The sequence below is a fragment of the Bdellovibrio sp. HCB-110 genome (assembly GCF_047323225.1).
Lineage (GTDB): Bacteria > Bdellovibrionota > Bdellovibrionia > Bdellovibrionales > Bdellovibrionaceae > Bdellovibrio.
The window spans coordinates 1,762,403-1,780,656 of the sequence record NZ_CP178750.1; the positions used below are offsets into that span (position 1 = coordinate 1,762,403).

The 18,254-nt window shown below is 39.4% G+C and carries 17 protein-coding genes; 11 read left to right on the forward strand and 6 right to left on the reverse strand.

Translation table 11 applies throughout. The annotated features are described in order from the left end of the window. The first annotated feature begins 73 nt into the window (after window positions 1-73). The 3 genes from ACL934_RS08455 to ACL934_RS08465 all read left to right on the forward strand — a co-directional run bounded on the left by ACL934_RS08455 (window position 74) and on the right by ACL934_RS08465 (window position 4,440). Window positions 74-1,810, forward strand: coding sequence for an LTA synthase family protein (locus ACL934_RS08455; protein ID WP_413613316.1), 1,737 nt, complete (start codon window positions 74-76; stop codon window positions 1,808-1,810). A gap of 74 nt (window positions 1,811-1,884) precedes the next feature. Then, window positions 1,885-3,549 (forward strand): LTA synthase family protein, encoded by a 1,665-nt coding sequence (locus ACL934_RS08460; RefSeq protein ID WP_413613317.1) that lies wholly within the window; start codon window positions 1,885-1,887, stop codon window positions 3,547-3,549. Between the two features lie 111 nt (window positions 3,550-3,660). After that, window positions 3,661-4,440, forward strand: coding sequence for a class I SAM-dependent methyltransferase (locus tag ACL934_RS08465; RefSeq protein ID WP_413613318.1), 780 nt, complete (start codon window positions 3,661-3,663; stop codon window positions 4,438-4,440). Window positions 4,441-4,447: 7 nt separating this feature from the next. On the opposite strand, the gene ACL934_RS08470 is transcribed toward ACL934_RS08465, so the two are convergent. Both ACL934_RS08470 and ACL934_RS08475 read right to left on the reverse strand, forming a co-directional pair. Further along, a complete protein-coding gene (locus tag ACL934_RS08470) occupies window positions 4,448-5,239 on the reverse strand; it encodes a glycosyltransferase family 2 protein (RefSeq protein ID WP_413613319.1) in 792 nt (263 codons plus the stop codon). Beyond that, entirely contained in the window at window positions 5,236-6,489 is a 1,254-nt protein-coding gene (locus ACL934_RS08475; protein WP_413613320.1) for an O-antigen ligase family protein, read from the reverse strand. The genes ACL934_RS08470 and ACL934_RS08475 overlap by 4 nt, the downstream gene beginning before the upstream one ends. Before the next feature lie 146 nt (window positions 6,490-6,635). Between ACL934_RS08475 and rfbA the strand changes: the two genes are divergently transcribed. The 8 genes from rfbA (at window position 6,636) to ACL934_RS08515 (ending at window position 14,028) form a co-directional block, all read left to right on the forward strand. Continuing rightward, window positions 6,636-7,505: a glucose-1-phosphate thymidylyltransferase RfbA gene (gene rfbA, locus ACL934_RS08480; RefSeq protein ID WP_413613321.1), complete on the forward strand. Its 870-nt coding sequence runs from the start codon at window positions 6,636-6,638 to the stop codon at window positions 7,503-7,505. Continuing rightward, a complete protein-coding gene (gene rfbC, locus ACL934_RS08485) occupies window positions 7,502-8,047 on the forward strand; it encodes a dTDP-4-dehydrorhamnose 3,5-epimerase (RefSeq protein ID WP_413613322.1) in 546 nt (181 codons plus the stop codon). The genes rfbA and rfbC overlap by 4 nt, the downstream gene beginning before the upstream one ends. Beyond that, window positions 8,040-8,933, forward strand: coding sequence for a dTDP-4-dehydrorhamnose reductase (gene rfbD, locus ACL934_RS08490; protein ID WP_413613323.1), 894 nt, complete (start codon window positions 8,040-8,042; stop codon window positions 8,931-8,933). The genes rfbC and rfbD overlap by 8 nt, the downstream gene beginning before the upstream one ends. Before the next feature lie 1,524 nt (window positions 8,934-10,457). Then, the gene (locus ACL934_RS08495) at window positions 10,458-10,643 is read left to right on the forward strand and encodes a hypothetical protein (RefSeq protein ID WP_413613506.1); all 186 of its coding nucleotides are present in this window, start codon (window positions 10,458-10,460) and stop codon (window positions 10,641-10,643) included. Between the two features lie 24 nt (window positions 10,644-10,667). Next, window positions 10,668-11,969 carry a nucleotide sugar dehydrogenase gene (locus tag ACL934_RS08500; protein WP_413613324.1) on the forward strand — a complete coding sequence of 434 codons (1,302 nt, stop codon included), beginning with the start codon at window positions 10,668-10,670 and terminating at the stop codon, window positions 11,967-11,969. A gap of 3 nt (window positions 11,970-11,972) precedes the next feature. Further along, on the forward strand, window positions 11,973-12,863 hold the full coding sequence (locus ACL934_RS08505) for a Gfo/Idh/MocA family oxidoreductase (protein ID WP_413613325.1): 891 nt from the start codon (window positions 11,973-11,975) through the stop codon (window positions 12,861-12,863). Beyond that, entirely contained in the window at window positions 12,860-13,438 is a 579-nt protein-coding gene (locus ACL934_RS08510) for an acyltransferase (protein WP_413613326.1), read from the forward strand. Before ACL934_RS08505 ends, ACL934_RS08510 begins: the two co-directional genes overlap by 4 nt. Continuing rightward, window positions 13,435-14,028, forward strand: a complete 594-nt coding sequence (locus ACL934_RS08515) for an acyltransferase (protein ID WP_413613327.1) — start codon at window positions 13,435-13,437, stop codon at window positions 14,026-14,028. Before ACL934_RS08510 ends, ACL934_RS08515 begins: the two co-directional genes overlap by 4 nt. Here the strand turns inward: ACL934_RS08515 and ACL934_RS08520 are convergent. From ACL934_RS08520 to ACL934_RS08535, 4 genes are read right to left on the reverse strand one after another with little or no spacing between them, the layout of a single operon-like run. Next, entirely contained in the window at window positions 14,025-14,999 is a 975-nt protein-coding gene (locus tag ACL934_RS08520; RefSeq protein ID WP_413613328.1) for a glycosyltransferase family 4 protein, read from the reverse strand. The genes ACL934_RS08515 and ACL934_RS08520 overlap by 4 nt on opposite strands. Continuing rightward, window positions 14,992-16,584: an ABC transporter ATP-binding protein gene (locus ACL934_RS08525; RefSeq protein ID WP_413613329.1), complete on the reverse strand. Its 1,593-nt coding sequence runs from the start codon at window positions 16,582-16,584 to the stop codon at window positions 14,992-14,994. Before ACL934_RS08525 ends, ACL934_RS08520 begins: the two co-directional genes overlap by 8 nt. Further along, entirely contained in the window at window positions 16,585-17,433 is an 849-nt protein-coding gene (locus ACL934_RS08530; protein ID WP_413613330.1) for an ABC transporter permease, read from the reverse strand. After that, a complete protein-coding gene (locus tag ACL934_RS08535; protein WP_413613331.1) occupies window positions 17,426-18,214 on the reverse strand; it encodes a nitrilase-related carbon-nitrogen hydrolase in 789 nt (262 codons plus the stop codon). Before ACL934_RS08535 ends, ACL934_RS08530 begins: the two co-directional genes overlap by 8 nt. Window positions 18,215-18,254: the final 40 nt, after the last annotated feature.

Genomic DNA, 18,254 nt, shown 5'->3' on the forward strand with positions numbered 1-18,254 from the left:
GATACGACTTTCCGGATTATGGTTTCTTGTCGTCTTTTTGTATATTGTATACAAGACTTCTGTGAAGACGCAGGTGTCTGCGTTTGATTTCACCTTTATTTCAGTAGCTTCGTTCGTTTTTTCCTGCTCACTGCTATACTCTCTTGTCGAAACGGTTCTTCGGCTTAAAGCTTATGATTGGATAAAGAAAATCTCGTTATCTCTTCTTGTCGCGATGTATGCGATATTGGGATTCTACCACTATAAGACAACACGATATTTTGATTTTTCTATTATTGCCGATCATTGGATGTCGATTTGGCGCCCAGGGTCTTTCTCTGAATCGCTAAAAGTAGCAGATAGTATTTTTGGTCCCGCGGATTATGTAAGAACAGTAGTCGCTGGATTAGTGATGTACTTTCTCGTGCGATACGATCTAAAGCAAAAGCATTCCTTTACTTGGAAATCGGTTTTAATCACAGTCGCGAGTTTTGTGTTTCTATTCTCCCTAACACCCAATCCAGTTGATGAGTTGACAAGTTTTAGCAAGTCAGCGGCGTATCGGGTCCTAGCAATTGAAACTCGCTTTCAGGAAAAGTATAAGCCTAAGGCAGATCAAGAGCTGCCTTTAGTAAGAGACTTTGTATCTAAAAATGGCATTCAAAAGAAACCCAATGTCTTTTTTATTTTTGTTGAATCAGTGAACGCCCGTTTTTTAGAAGCCAAGGCTCCGAATGGACAAGAGTTTACACCGTTCATGAATTCACTCATTAAACAAGGGATGTACTTTGAGCGTTTTTATGCGCAATCCATCCAGACGGGCCGAAGTCATTTTGCAAGCCTTTGTGGGTTAACCCCAAGTATTTATGGCAAAGAGTTTGAAAAGTTTGTTGATCGAAAGTTGAATTGTCTTCCTGAAGTTCTTAAAGAGAATGGATATTATACGGTTTTTTCGAAAGCAAATGAAGACGTTCATTTTGATAATACCTATACATTCACTACAAAGCATGGGTTCAATGTTATGAACACGATGGGTAAGGGATGTCAGAACGAAGATAAAGATATTTGCTGGGGTTGGGGAATTCAAGACGATATTTTTTATCAGCGATTCTTTAAGTATTTAGATGACTCTCACATGAAGGAACCTGTGTTTGGAACTCTGGCTACAATTTCTAGTCATATGCCGTTCAATGAGGTTCCTGAAAATCAACGCTATATCTACAAGAATCCCAAAAATCGTTTGGAGTACTACAGCAACGCATTGCGAGTGACAGATGAATATTTGAAGACGTTTTTTATAGAGCTAAAGAAGAGTCCCTATGCAGATAATTCCATTGTTTTTGTGATGGGCGATCACAGTTTCCCAATGGGTGAGCATAAAAACTTTCAGAATGAAACATTTGCCTTCGAGGAGAACTTTAGAACTCCTTTAATAATTTTGGATTTTAGAAAAGAGAAGGTCATTCCAGTGAAGAGAGTGAAGGAGGCTTATTCCCAGGTGAACTTGCCTGCCACAGTCTTAGATCTTGTCGGTGTGTCTACGAAAGTGCATTTTCAGGGGGATTCATTGTTAGGGGCTCCGCCACCCTATGTCCATCTTGTGCAGCCTTATGGTGGTGTATATTTCTCGGTTATCAAATACCCGTATAAGTATGTTTTGTATGATCGCTCTGAAAAAGAGTATATTTTCGACTTGGAAAAGGATCCTGAAGAAAATCTTAACTTGAGGGAATCTTGGCAAGATGAAAATCTGCTTGAGAGCTTCCGACATGAAGTGGGAAGAATTTGGTTTAATTACGATATGCTGACGCAGGATAGGGTGTGGCGCTAATGCCGAGCGCCTAATTGTCTATCGGAAGAATAAGGGAAATGATAGGATTTATTTTTCGATATTTGAGGTTGTGAGTGAAATTGAAGTTACCAAAAAAAAATGAAAACTTATACGGCCTTTTGTTTTTAAGCTTTTTGAGCCTCGGTGTTCAATCCTATCTTTTTCATTTTATCTTGCCGACAAAATTGATTTTTCCCTGGGCGCTGTATTTTTCTTGTTTACTCTTTTTAAGACCTTACTTCGCGATGGTGTTTGTGTTTTTGTTAGAATGTCTTTTGTTGAGAATTCATTTTCTTAAGTTGTTATATACGAATTCGGCCTTCGAATCTGCAGATATATTTGCATGGCGACAAGCCTTGTATTTGACGAGTTATACGGACTTGATAATTCCGATGATTATTATTTTGCTGGCCATAGTTTTTTTAAGAGGAATGTCCTTTAAAAAGAGGAAATTAGTATTTTTGCCTGTATTTGTACTTTTGCTAATTTCATGTGTCCGGCAAATACAATCTAAAGAACTAGATAACAGTATCGGTTACGTTATGCGCCTTACTAATGTTACTTATGTCGACTGGAACTTCGCTGTCAACGTTAAAGAAAATGGCATTCTCAATCATTTGTTTTTAACTTTACCGGTACAAAAAATTCCTCGTGGAGGACATTCTTTTAGATATCCTTCTAATGTAACAAATAGGATGGGTAAAGCGTCTCCAGACGTCTTCTTAATTCTTTGCGAGTCTTGTTATTCTAACGCTACTGATTTTGTCACCCCGATAGCCATCTTAGAAAAAATGGGATTCGTGTATTCTTCACTCGTTTCTCCCGTATATGGTGGGTTGACAGCTGAAGCTGAGTTTGAGGCATTGACGGGCCTACCGAGCCAACGTTTTAAGGGGGTCGATTATCAATATTTTGCAGAGAGATTTTCGAAACGGGCATTGGCATTGCCCCGAGTTTTCCATGAGAGCGGTTACAATACCAATTCATTCCACAACAACATTGGATCTTTTTGGCGAAGAAATGTAGTTCATCCAAGATTTGGGTTTAATCAATCCTTTTTTATTGAGGACATGAACTGGCATGGAAATATTAATGAATCTTTTCCAGAGGATGACATTCTTTTTAAAAAAGCTCTGGAAGAGTATAAAAAGAATTTAGAAGCGGATAAAAAAACATTTTCATTCTTAATTACTATTCATACCCATGGACCCTATAGAGAAGTTAATGATGATGGAGGTGAAGGTGACTATGCTGCGAAAATGAAAACGTCAGTGAATCAGTTTATCACTTTTCACAATCGGGTTCTTGAGTTAGCCAAAACAAAAAAACGTCCTGTGATTTTTTTGATTTTTGGTGATCATAAGCCAGCAATGACGATTTCATTTTATAAAAGGCATATTTTTAATGATGATTTTTTTGTCTCGGTAGATGGTGAAAAGGACAGTTTTCAATTCGCGTCTTTAAATGGTTCACAACGAGTCATATACGGTAGAGTGCCTTTGTATATTAAATCAACGGGACTAAAAAATTCTGATTTGGCTGTTCGTTTTGGTGAACAGATTAAAGACAGGCCTATCTATTGTCTTCCGGGTATTATCGGTAAGCATGTCTCTCTTAACAGTCAGTTTTATGGGTATTTGAGTGAGATTTGCGAGCGCTTACCTGCGGAATTGGTCGATAAGAATGTTATCAAATTAGTCTTTAAAGAAGAGCTATACGGGAATATTCTTTTTCGATAGATTTTTGAAAATTTAGTTGAACCACTTTTTAGTGACTGCCTCTGTTTGAGTGAAGGGGTGCATGCGCTGCAGAATAACAGTCTTTCCAAGTCTTGACTAAAGAATCAAAGGATGAAAACTTTAAATGCTCAGATTAAGGAAGTTCGCGTGCAAGAAATCGGAAAAGAATATTTAAAGAAAACCGATTATGTTGGTTTTGCTGTTCAACTTTTCCGAAAGTATGGATGGAAGGCAATTTATAAGCAATTTCGCTTTGAAGTTGCCCGCCCTTTTTCCAAGGGGTTGATTAAAAAATATGCTCCAGACGGAATAGGAATTGAAATTGGCGTTGGCAAGCACACAATTGCTCCGATGAGTCGGACAGTTCTTACTGATGCATATCTAGAGCATGCGGCAGATAAGACATCTGCCAAATTCTTTTGTCGTGGTGATGAGATCCCATTTGCTGATGAAACATTTGCATTTGTTTTTAGTGAACACATGCTGGAGCATACGGCAAATCCTATTAAAGTATTATTGGAGTGGAAGCGAATTTTAAAAAGAGGCGGGACTTTGTTTCTCTTCCTTCCTCATAAAGAAAGAACCTTTGACCGCAACCGCCCTCGCACCACTCTTCAGCATCATATTGATGATTATGAAGGGAATGTATCATCTTATGATCAGACTCATTTGAATGAATGGATGGAAATGGTGATCAACCGTGGATTAGCTCCCCATTACGCGAAATATACTCCAGAAGTGATGATCAAAAATGGTCTTATTCATCATCATGTTTGGATTACGGAAGATATGCTTGCTCTTGTAAAGCATATGAGTCTGGAGGTTCTATTTTCTCTGGACGAGGTTCCGGATCGTCGTGATTCCTTTGTTATAGTTGCAAGAAAGCCTTAGTGCTCTTCTATAAATATCCGAATCTATTTTTAAATCTAGTCCAACGTCTTTCCCAACGTGCTTGAAGTGTTTTCTCCACGTCAGAAAAGTTAAATCCCCATTTTTCAAAAAATTTAGCGCGACTTTCTTGTTCGTAGGTTGAGACAATGTTTTTTGTATCACTACGAGTTCCCATGGAGTGGTGCCAAATAAAACAGCTTCCAACCATGCGGTATTTAAGATCTTCTTTGTCCATTCTAACTCTTAGATCGGTGTCTTCGTAGCAGACAAAAAAGCGCTCATCAAATCCCTGAAGTTGATCAAAGGCTGATTTTCTAAAGAACATGAGGACCCCTGTAAAAGTATGACGCTGGCGTTCTCTATTTTTTTGTTCAAAGCGAGTGCCCTTTTGAATAAGTGTTGCCTTGTCGAAGGGGTGGGTTTCGTCAATGTAGGGGAATACCAATTGAAGCTCGGGGTGAGTGTCGAGCGCCTTTGACAAGTTAAGATCCCAATTCGGCAGTAACCAAGTATCGTTATTTAATAAGCAAAGATATTCGCCGGAGCTCAATTTTGCACCTTGATTCATAGCGCGGCCGAAGCCTACGTTTTTTTCGTTGACGACGATATTAAAAATCCATCTTGCAGCTTCAAATTTTTTCTTCCACTCATTTAGTATTGTCGGCGTTTCATCAGTCGAGTTGTTATCTATGATTGTAATCTGATGAGGTGAGCTGGAATGTTGCAACAAGGAGTCCAAGCAACGGTCTGTCAGGTGATGTTTATTAAAAACCGGAATGACAATGGATAGGGTGGTCATGGAGCTTCCTTTCGAGCGGCTTTAAAGATTTGCTTTTGATATAGAATTAAACCCCAGGCGAATAACAGATAATACTTTGCTGGAAGCAATTCGAAATTAGTGTCGGTGAGCCCTGCAATCACAAAAGATACCAATATCAAAAAAAGCGTTAGTGCTAAATTCTGATCAAAAGTGTTTGGGGAAGCATTTTTATAGTTTTTCCAACTGAAGTATAAAAACGTGCCCATTAGGAATAAATAGGCGAGGGTACCAACTAAACCAGTACCTGCAAGGAGGTTTAAATACTGGTTATGGGCATGAGCTTGTAGTGTGTCCGCAGGTAAATTCCATTTATCATAATAAGATCTTAAGTGTTTTTGGTTGTGGTGATAGCCAACGCCAAAAATAGGATTGTCTAAAAAAACAGCCCAGTTTCCCTGAATTACATGAATTCGTTGAGTGTCATAGGTTTTTGCGGGAGTGAGGCTGAAACTAATTCTGTTGCCCATCCATAGAAAATTTGTCGCGTATGAAACTGCTAAGAAAGCTGTTATGACAACTATCAGTGAGATTAAATATTTTCTACCCAGATGAAAGCAAAGTATGATTGTGCCAATAGCGCAAGCCAGTTGAACAGATCTGGTATAGCTTAAAAGCAAGTTCGTCGTTAATATCGTTGTGATAAATACATCAATCGAAAATTGCGCCACGCTGCGATTTTTATCCGGGAGTAACAAAAAGCACAAAGAGAGCATAAATGGAAAGAGCAATGTGTGCCCAAAGTCGGTGGGGCTTGCATAAAAGCCTGTCAGGCGACTTGGGTATCCAAGCACTCCCGGAATCGGCGGATGGAGAAAATATTTTATGAAAAAATAGAGATTCATCAAGCTTATGATGAGTAAAAAGATGCGTAAGCCAGAACGCTTAACTCCCGTAAATAAGAGTGCCGCAACTAGAGGGTAAATTCCCAACATCCAGCGATACTCTCCGATCTCACTTATTTCGGATTCATTTAAGTTTCTATTGATTAGGTGGCTCGCTATTATTGCAAAAATCCAAATCGTAAATTGCCATTCGATATTGAGTCGGGAAAATATATTTTTTAGCTGCAAATCTTCCTTTTTAATAAGTGTACTCAAGGCAATGACTGCGAGAATAAAAATAATAAAGCTGTACTCGGTAGCTGTACGCGAAATGAGGTTCAAGGTGGCGATTGCAATGAGAAATACAGATAAAAATAATTTGGTTCGAGATTCACTTGCTGGTTGCATGATTGCGCATTTTTCCCACGTCAGAATTTATTTAGAATACACCATATTTTGAAGGCTATGATCAGATTGTCTATTAAAATTCATTGCATGATGGGGTGCGCGAGTGGGAATATGACTTTTTTAGATCACTTTTTAAGGAGTAAACTGTGAAGGGTATCATTCTAGCAGGTGGTTCGGGAACTCGGCTCTACCCGGCAACTATGGCGGTCAGTAAACAGCTTTTGCCGGTTTATGATAAGCCCATGATCTACTATCCACTGACAACTCTGATGTTGGCTGGAATTCGTGATATTTTGGTCATCTCAACTCCCCAAGACACGCCTCTTTTCCAAGCTTTGTTAGGAGATGGAGAGCGTTGGGGAATTCAGATTTCTTACGCTGTGCAGCCTTCACCAGATGGATTAGCGCAAGCTTTTATCATAGGTGAAAAATTTATTGGTAACGATCGTTGCGCATTGGTGCTTGGAGATAATATTTATTACGGTCAAGGTTTCAGCACGTTGCTGCAAAAGGCTGTAGGATTGATGGAGGGTGCTAGTGTTTTTGCTTATCAGGTTCAAGATCCTGAACGTTATGGGGTTGTTGAATTTGATGGTCAGGGCATGGCGATTTCGATCGAAGAAAAACCGTTAAAGCCTAAATCTAACTTTGCAGTCACAGGTTTGTATTTTTATGACAATAAAGTTGTTGAGTATGCGAAATCCATCAAACCCTCAAGTCGTGGTGAACTTGAAATCACGGATTTGAACCGTATTTATCTTGAGAACGGTTATTTGAAAGTGCACACGTTGGGGCGGGGCTTTGCTTGGCTTGATACGGGAACCCATGACAGTCTTTTAGAAGCGAGCTCGTTCATTCAAACTATTGAAAAGCGTCAAGGAATGAAAATCGCATCGCCTGAGGAAGTCGCCTTCCGAATGGGGTTCATTTCCAAATCTGATCTACTTGAGCTGGCTAAGAAATTTAATAAAAATCGTTACGGACACTATCTTGTTCAGGTCGCAGAGGAAAAATGAGGTTAGAGGCAACGTCTTTAAAAGATTGCTATATTCTTCACCCTAAAGTTTTTGGGGATGCACGAGGATTTTTTTTCGAAAGTTTTAATCAAAAAGTGTTTTCGGAACTAACAGGTGTCGAAGAACTGTTTGTGCAAGATAATCATTCGCGTTCATCTATGGGCGTTTTAAGGGGCTTGCATTATCAGTTAACCAAGCCGCAAGGAAAATTGGTGCGAGTTCTCCAAGGGCGCATCTATGATGTCGTAGTGGATTTGCGAAAAAAATCGCCGACATTTGGAAGGCATTTTGGCACCTTTTTGTCTGCTGAGGAAAAGCAACAAATTTGGGTGCCACCTGGGTTTGCCCATGGGTTTGTTGTATTGGATGGGATTGCAGAGGTAGCTTACAAAACCACAGAATATTATGCGCCAGAAGATGAAAAATGCATCCTTTGGAACGATCCCGTTCTAGATATTGATTGGAGAACCTCTGGCGATGTCATCCTATCTGCTAAAGATCAGCAAGGTTTGCTTTTCAAGGATGCTCCTTGTTATGGGTAAAAAGATCCTTCTTTTCGGAGAGAAAGGTCAGGTGGCCTGGGAGCTTCGCCGGAGTTTGAGTCCCATGGGAGCAATTCATGTTTTAGGTTCCCGGGATTGCGATTTTCGAGATAGCTCATCCATTTGCAAGGTTATCCGTGATGTCAAACCGGAAATTATTGTAAACGCCTCAGCTTATACAAATGTGGAAAAAGCTGAAAGCGAGGAGTCGACGGCTGCTCAGGTAAATGGGTATGCGTTAGGTGTCATCGGTGAAGAGGCTGCGCGAATTAATGCTCTCGTGGTACACTATTCTACAGATTATGTTTTTGATGGAACGAAGGCAGAACCTTACGTTGAGGAAGATATTTCTTCTCCGCTGAATGCTTACGGAAGAAGTAAGCTTAATGGAGAAGAAAATTTAAAGTCTAGCGGCGCCAAATTTTTAAATTTACGCGTGAGTTGGATCTATGGAAACAGAGGAAATAATTTCTATCTGACGATGCTTCGACTTGCTAAAGAGCGAGACGAGTTGCGAGTCGTTAATGATCAAATTGGAGCACCCACAAGTTGCAGATATATTGCAGATGTAACAGCGCAAATTATTAGAGACTCTTCACTTTTAGATAAGTGTGGGACATATCACATTTCAACTCAAGGAGAGGCTTCTTGGCATTTATTTGCAAGTGAAATAATTAGCCAGGCTCGTGAGATTCATCCGAATCTTCATTTTGCAGTAAAGGAGATAAAGCCCATTTCGTCGGCTGAGTTTGGATCCAAAGTGTCGAGACCAGCGAACTCCCGTTTGAATCATGAAAAAGTGAAAAAGGCGTTCGGCATTCATGCAGTTGAGTGGCAAGAGTGCCTAAAAAGGACTCTAGAAGATGCAATTTTCCTTAAATTTTAAGTTTAAAGTTATTTCTTTCTACTGAAAATGATTCTTTTAGATGTATTTAGGGTTTCTAAAAGTCCCCCTCCGGTTAGAATATTTCTTGCCAATGCTGGCTAGCAAAATGAAGTCACACTTTGTATAAACTAAATTTCCTTGTTATTAATAAATCTGGGAACCTAAATGAACAATCTTACAAAAAAAGTTCAGAAAAACGGTTTTTTTTAAATTGATAATTTTTTCTCCACTGAAGAAACTCTTGAAGCCAAGAAAGAACTTAACTACATTTTAGACGCCGATATAAAACATCGAAAAAATATCAGTTACTGCAATGCTGATTTAAATGACGCTTATTTTAATTCTTCTTACACGGACTTCATGCATACGGTATTATTTCCTGCTTGGAAAAGCCCGAAATTAAGATCCATGATAAACACAATTATTTCAAATCCTGAAATCAATGATTGCTTAGATCAAATTGTGGGTACCGAATATCGGCTGAGGGTGGATTTAGTTCGGCGTTCAAGTGGGGTGGGTGATACTGTTGACTCATTTCAGCTTCCCCACAATTGGCATCGCGATACCCCCGGGGAGTTTACCTTCGGAATTTTTTTGATGATATGTCAAAACCCTATAGCGGTGGCACGGCTGTAATTCCCGGCACACATTATCTGCCATTTAATCCTATTTGGGACTTCGTCTTTGGAAGCCAGGTCGCGGTTTCACTTAAAGCTTACTTGGAAAATAAAAAAGTTTATATGAACCCTTTTGCAATTAATATTTGCCTTTTAAATAAGTGATTAAAGCATAAACTCAGAGGAAAATCTCACGAAATTACGGGTGATGTCGGTGATATCTACTTTTTTTAAATGATACTTGGCATGGGCGAGCTCCGAATATCCAAAATAGTCAGTTCATGACGGTGAGATTTGGAGGTTTTGGGGGAGACTTTAAATTTAAAGACGACTTAAAGTTACCGGATTCTTTAAATGGATTTCCAGAAAAATTAGCGAAGCACTACAATTCGCTTCAAAATCAAGTTTCTGATCAAAAATCCTTTTACAGTCAATTACGAAAAAAAAGGAACATGAAAATAAATCTCTTTGCTTTGTCTGCAGCCGAAAAAAAATAGTTGCATACTTTTCGCGACGATGGAGAAGCTAATAAGGTCGAAAGCGCCCTTATTACTTTAACCGTTAAAGTAAGAGCATTAAGGGTTAATTATTAAACGTAACGGTGAAGGCTGTTTATCGTGACATCAGATGTTGGTTATAAAACCATTAAATCTGAATCACTTGAGTGAATTGATAGCTGTTCTTTGACCATGCTGTCACATCGGTTAAGACCGTAATAAAAGACAATAAAAATTTTTTTCATTTTTTCTCCCTGTTTAAGATTTAGATCTATCTGATTTGATGGTGGTGGTTACCGGTGGATCTGCACCTTTTAACTTAGGCAACCTTTAAGGTATATTGTGGTGGTATAAATAAGGAATTGTCTATGGAAAAAAGGAAGTACAGCCCATAACGGGTCATTCATATTTTGAGAAATATCGAAATAGAACAAGGCAACGGCGTGATCCAGGAGGAAGCTGTTAAAAAATCTGGCGGCTTAAAAACCGATCAAGCTCCTCGTCTTAAGGATCTCGAAAATGAAAATATGCGCCAGCATTGCATCAAAACTCGTCGAATTTTATCAGGCTTTACTTTTGTGTCTGTGAGAGATTAGTATCACTAAAAAATTAAGGAATGTATGAACTCTTTGACGCATCTTATTAAGGAAAAAAAGGCGACAATTGGCGTTGTTGGGCTAGGTTATGTTGGTTTGCCTTTGGCGCTTTGTTACTCCCAAAATGGATACAAAGTGATCGGATTCGATATTGATCAGCGAAAAGTTGATAATATTAATAATGGTCTTAGTTACATTGAGCATATTAAGCCTTCGAAAATAGCTGACGCCAATAGAAGTGGTTTGGTAGCTACGACAAATTTTGAAAAAATTGAGTCGGTTGATGCTATCATTTTATGTGTCCCCACGCCGCTAAATAAGTTTCGTGAGCCAGATCTAAGTTTTGTTACAGACACGGTCGACACGATCAGTAAGTACATTCGTAAAGGGCAAGTAATTTCATTGGAAAGTACAACCTATCCAGGCACAACAGACGAAGAGTTGCTGCCAAGAATTGAGAAGTCGGGTCTAAAAGTAGGTCAGGATGTTTTTTTAGTTTTCTCTCCAGAGAGAGAAGATCCGGGTAATACAGAGTTTTCCACGGCAACGATTCCGAAAGTCGTTGGAGGTGTCACCTCAGCTTGTTTGGAGGTCGGGGTGGCTCTATATGAAAAAATTATTCAAAAAGTAGTTCCTGTAAGTTCGGCCAAAGCGGCAGAAATGACGAAGCTGCTAGAGAATATTCATCGCGCAGTAAATATTGGCTTGGTCAATGAAATGAAAATTGTGGCCGATAAAATGGGTATCGATATTCACGAAGTAATTGATGCAGCCTCTACGAAACCATTTGGATTTGTCCCTTATCGTCCAGGACCGGGAATTGGTGGTCATTGTATTCCTATCGACCCTTTTTATTTGACATGGAAGGCACGTGAGTTTGGTTTGCACACGCGATTTATTGAACTGGCTGGTGAAGTGAACCATGCAATGCCTGAATATGTGTATGGAAAAATAGTTCAAGCTCTTAATGAGTCCAAGAAATCGGTCAACGGTTCAAAATTTTTAGTTTTGGGTATAGCGTACAAAAAAAATGTTGATGATATGAGAGAGTCTCCATCTGTAAATCTTATGGAGATCATAAGAGAAGCCGGCGGAATTGTGGAATATTCTGATCCCCATGTTCCGGTGTTTCCGAAAATGCGAGAACATAATTTTGATCTGAAATCGGTTACTTTAAGTCCGGAGGCTTTTGCTGCTTTTGACTGCGTTGTTTTAACGACGGACCACGACAAATTTGATTATCAAATGATTCTGAACTCTTCAAAAATACTTGTTGATACTCGAGGCAAGTATCGCCAGAAAAAAGAGAATTTAGTAAAGGCATAGTGTATGGATTTTGCTGTAATCGGCGTTGGTGGGTATATTGCTCCTCGGCACTTAGAAGCTATTAAAGATTTGGGCCATAATCTTGTAGCGGCTTATGATAGGAACGATTCGGTCGGGATACTAGATCGGTATTTTCCGGATTGCCAGTTTTTTACGGATTTTGAGAAGTTCGCGGAGTTTGTTGAGGCTCGGCAGAAAACCTCAAAAGCTATTGATTACATTTCTATTTGCTCACCCAATTACATGCACAAGACCCATATTAAATTTGCTTTATCACGGGGCTGCCATGTTATTTGTGAAAAGCCGTTAGTGCTTACCGAAAGCGAGTTGGATGACTTGAAAAAAGCTGAGGTTGAATGTAGTAAGAAGGTGCATACCATTCTCCAGCTTCGCCTACATCCAGAAATTTTGAAACTACAGAAAAAGATTTTAGCAATCGGCAATCGAAGATTCAAAGTTGACTTAGATTACATTACGTCAAGAGGTCATTGGTACTTTCAGTCTTGGAAAGCCGATGTGAATAAATCTGGCGGATTAAGTACTAATATTGGTGTTCATTTTTTTGATATGCTTACTTGGATATTTGGTGAGTGTACAAAGCTAGTAGTCGATGAGCGAACCATGACACTTGAAAAAGGTAGTTTAGAGCTTGAAAAAGCCGATGTTTCTTGGATCTTAAGTGTGGATCGCAATAAGCTTCCGCTTGAAGCTAGCAGCAAGGGAAAATCCACTTTTCGGTCCTTACGAATTGATGGCGAAGAGTTTGAGTTTTCAGAAGGATTTACCGATCTCCATAAAAAAGTCTATTCAGAGATTTTAAACTCTGGAGGCTTTGGTATTGAAGACTCTCGACCTGGAATCAGACTGGTCGAAATGATTCGGAGTTATAAATGAGCGTATTTTTGCATGAGACGGCAGTAGTGGACGATGGCGCTCAAATTGGAAATGGAAGTAAAGTTTGGCATTTTTCGCATGTTTGCGCAAAAGCCAAAATCGGTGATAATTGTTCGTTGGGCCAAAATGTTTATGTGGGAAACGATGTTATTATCGGAACTGGTTGTAAAATCCAAAATAACGTGTCGATTTACGACAATGTTTATCTTGAAGATTATGTCTTTTGTGGACCTAGTATGGTTTTTACCAACGTCACCAATCCCCGAGCGGAAGTAAGCCGCAAGGACGAATATAAAAAAACGACTGTCCGTAGGGGATCTAGCATTGGTGCTAATGCAACAATCATTAGTGGTGTTACCCTCGGGAAGTATTCGTTTGTAGCGGCTGGTGCGGTCGTGACAAAAGATGTTAAAGATTTTGCGATGGTTGCGGGAGTGCCTGCGAAGCAAATCGGTTGGATGAGTGCCTTTGGTGAGAAAATCCCGTTACCCCTTGAAGGCATCGGTGAATGGAAATGTTCACAAAGTAGAAAAGTGTATAAATTAAACGTCGACATTCTTGTGGAGAATCCATGAATCCATTTATTCACGAAACGGCGATAATTGAAGATGGCGTTTTAATTGGCGAAAATACAAAAATTTGGCATTTTTCCCATGTTCGTAGAGGTGCAAGAATTTCTGAAGATTGTTCAGTTGGAAGAGACTGCTACGTCGATTCTAAAGTGATTATTGGAAAGGGAAGTCGAGTTCAAAACGGTGTTTCTATTTATAATGGTGTATCACTTGCTGAATCCACGTTCGTTGGTCCCCATGTTGTTTTTACAAATGATATGTTTCCCCGTGCTGGTTCAAAAAAATGGGATGTCAGTGAAACTTATCTGGAGACTGGTTGCTCGTTAGGTGCTGGTGCCATTATTAGATGTGGTATTCGTATTGGAAGTTTTAGTATGGTCGGGGCAGGAGCGTTGGTCACTAAGTCTATTCCGCCTTTTACGTTGGCGACGGGGTTTCCTGCAAAGCCAATCAGAAGAATTTGTGCTTGTGGCCGTACTCAAAGTGATTTGCTGGATAGAAAATGGATTCCGGTAAACAATTGCTGTCATGAGTATCTGACTGATCATGTGTTGGAGCTAGCTAAAGCCGCAGGAGAAAGGCTGATCTCTTAGTAGAGTGAGTAATATATCTTTAAAAGTTTTTCACTCACTGATTTTCGAGAAAAATGAGCAACCGTCCACATTCGACTTTTTTCACCTATATCGCGGGCTAAATCTGGGTTTAGAAATAAGTTTGATAGGTGATTAACAATTTCTGAAGAGTCATTAGAAATTAGGACTGGGCATTCCTTGTATTCAGAATGCCCTTTTAAATAACAAATTGTCGGAAGTCCCATACCCATAGCTTCTATTTCCGACATTCCTAATGCACCTATTTTTTGTTGTCCTACTACTATTGAGTAATTTGCTAGCAGTGCCGGGATCTCTTCGGGCGATACCGGTGCCACAAATTGAAATCTTTCGTCATTGGCTCTATCAAGCAAGCTTCCCATTTTTAGAAACGTGATTTCCGCTCTCGGAAATTTATTTAAGAATGCCGTACTTGCTTCAATCAAATGGAGAGCCCCCTTATTTTCATTTAGGGCTGCAAACACCAATATCTTTCCATGCTGAGTTGACGGTCTCAAATTTCTGTCAATGCGGAGAGGATTGGGGAGATAAATTGCTTTTTTAGAGAGTAGTTGCGCTGATTCGCAAAGATCGGGAGTTGAGTAAATAACAATGTCGGCAAACTTAGCTATTAGCTTATTCACCAAAAATCTGAACTTGTTCAGCGGCATGCGAATATCGGTGCCGTGAGCGTGGACTACAAGTTTATGCCGAGTAAAAATAAAAAAAAGCGCAGAGCTAAAGTAATGGATATGAAGAATTACGTTCTTCTCTTTGCGCAAAGACCAAAGAATTTTCAGGGCAGAGGCCAGTCTGAGCGGTAATCCCAAGAGTTTGGTGCAGATGATTTTCCGTGCAAACGGACGTTGCAGATGAATGAGTTCCGCATTAACTCCCATTTCTTGCAGTGTTTGAACAAGGGTGTTGGAAACATTAGCTACGTCATTTATATGAACGACTTTAAAGTTATTCATCGATCAGTTCGCCGAGAAAACCAACTTTTTCATCATAGTCAGTGGTGATTGTTGGCGGGGGAGCCATATGCAGTTCGTTTAAGTACTTGGCAACAGCTTCTTTAGGCGAACCAAAATAGAGTTGATTACCCTTAGAAATCAGTAATGCTTTTGTACATTTTTTTTCAACAATTTGAATACTATGAGTCACTAGCAGAACGAGCTTGGCCTTTTTTAGAAGCTCATCCATTCTGTTTGCTGCTTTTTGCTGAAACTTTATATCACCTGCTCCTAAAATTTCATCAAGCATAAGAATTTCTGGTGCAATGCTTGTTGCGATAGAGAACACCAAGCGGCTCTTCATGCCATCTGAATAGTACTTGTACGGCATGTGAATTTTTTCGCCCAGCTCGGAAAAATCTAAAATCTCTGCGTAAAGCTGATCCGTTTGTGTGGGAGTTAATCCCATGTAGCAGCATGCAAGATAAATATTCTCTCTGCCGGAAAGTTCCGGACGCATGCCGAGCCCGGGGCTCAATAGAATATGATGACCTCGAATGATTATTTCTCCTCGAGATATATCTAATAAACCAGCAATGGCTTTCAAAAGAGTCGACTTACCAGCACCGTTAGCGCCAAGGATTCCAATAATATCTCCGGGATACGCTTTGAAGTTAACATCACGAAGAGCGACGTATTCGTCCTTGGATCTATTTCTAAATAAATTTAATAAAGAAAATTGCTTATGCGCGTTTTTATTAAATTTAATAGAAAGATCATTAACCTCAACGATAGGTGTGGGAATAACGATGTTGAGGTTTTTTAGAATCTGCTCCTGAAATTCGACATCAAAATAAATTGATAACTCATGAACTAGCCATGCATCATTCGGAAAAAATTGCATGTGTTTAGAGATCATATTTTCAATTTTTGATTTAAAGGGCCTTAATGCTTCTTTTGGCGTCGATTGAACCTTGAGAAATCCAATTAGGCCCATAAAATCCTGCTTTTGAATCAGGTGAGTAAGCTCTCGCTGATTCCAGTCATCCAATTGACTCAAAAGTTCGGATTGTCCGGATTTAATGGCACTTAAATCCAATTTGATAAGTCCAGCCTCTAGGTCTGCAGAGTCGCTGAGAAGTTGCAAATATATTGAAGAAATATTTACTTGGTTAACGATTGTTCGTTTTAACTGGGGTCTGCCATCTAAAAATAACTGCCATTCGTTGTTAGTAACGGCAATCTCAATTTGTAGGGCGTTTGGATTTCCGACCTCAAAAAATAGGGCCTCTTTGCAATATACCACACCTTCTTTCGTTAGACGAAAAAGAATTGATTCGTCTGCATTCGTAAGACCAACATAAAAGTTGTTACTGGAATTCGTAGATAGATCCACAGTGAGATCTAACAGGAAATTATTTTTAATATCTAAAGTATTCACTGAAAGACTGCAGTTGTTGCCTAAAGCTACAAATGAGATTTTTTTATCATCTTTACGAATCACGCCTTGAGTATTAATGATGTTGGCGTACTGGTCGATACTATCTGTAGATATCGATATTTTGCGTTCTAGATTTAGGTTTTTTGTGAGCGGATTTAAAATCATTTAAATATAACTATATAAGCGTCTGAGTAGGAGACGGAACACATTTGCCTGAACTAACAAAGCAATGATTGAGATAATAAAAATTAAAACCAAACTAATGGGGAAGAGTTCGCCTTTCTCAAAAAAGATATACCGGTAGGCTTCAAACAGCGACGAAAAAGGATTTAGGTCATAAATCCATCTGAATGCTTCGGGTACTTTTTCTCTGTTGTAGATTCCTGGCGACAGGTAAAACCAAATGCCCAACAAAGGCGCCAAAACTGAGGTTATATCCTTGAAATAAGCACCGAGTATCGCAACTGGAAATGACAGTGCGGCAGTCATCGCAAACTGAATTAGAATTAAAACCGGAATAAGAACCCATCTTGCATTTGGCAGGACGCCGTTTAAAAGTAAAAATCCTAACAAAACTCCGAAACTAATAAACCAAAGGATAAATTCCAGGCTAAAGAATGAGAAAAACACGATCCTCAGAGGGAAGTTGGTCTGTTTAATAATTCCAGAGTTTGCGCCAAGTGCAGAGCCTGCATTTAATAGAGGTTTGGAAAACAACTGCCAAAAAACAACAGTTACATAGAGACTTAAAAAGCTGGTCTCGATGGCACCCCTAAAAATGTAGGCAGTTAGGAAAAAATAAGTAATGGCCTGGAAAATAGGGTCGATAGCCAAGGTGAATATTCCAAAGCTTTTACCAAAAATTCTACTTTTCAACTCAGATTTATTAAGGAAGTAGGACGTATGAAGTTCATTGAAAACCTGCTTAACGGCTTCCGACGAACTTTTTTTAGCCGAATGAATTTTGCCTGGAACTATTCGGACAACATAGTTCTCAGTGCTAATATTACTCATGGGTGACCTTTAAGGTAAAATTATCCATATCTTTTAGGAATGGAAACGTACTTCTAATTTCACTGATGCTATTCTTTTCTAAAGTAACTTTGAACAGACCTTCAATATTTCCACATTGCAGAATTTCGTTTCCAAGAGGGTCAATAATAATAGAGTCACCTGTGTATGTTAGCCCTGCAGCATCCCTGCCGATCCGATTTACACCGACGGAATAAGCCTGATTTTCGATTGCGCGAGCTCGAATTAGTGTTTTCCATGCGTCTCTTCGAGTCGTCGGCCAGTTGGCTACGTTTATTAAGACATCATAATTTGTTGTATTTCGAGCCCAAACTGGAAATCTTAAATCATAACAAATCTGTGGAAGAATCTTCCAGTTACTCAGATGAAAGACATTGATTTCATCTCCAGCTTTCAGATTTTCACGTTCTGCGGACAGAGGAAACAGGTGTCTTTTGTCATAGTGTTGCGTCTCGCCATCCGGAGCAACTAAGAATAATCTGTTTCTGATTAGGTTATTTTGATCTCGGAATTTAAGACTGCCCATGAAATGAATTTTTTGGGAGCGGGCAAACTCTTTTATCCAGTTCAGAGATTTTTGGCTGTTTTCCTGTGAAATATCCACGTTTTCACAAGAGAACCCTGTTAAAAACATCTCAGGAAGAACAACTAAATCCAGCTTGCACTTATTTTGGGATAAAATTTCTTCGATCTTTTTTTGATTTTCTTCTGGATTTTCCCATTTGGTATCGAGTTGAATGATACCAACATCAAGCGTATTCATGTTGCGTGCCTTCATGTAATTTCAACTTTTGTTCAGCGCA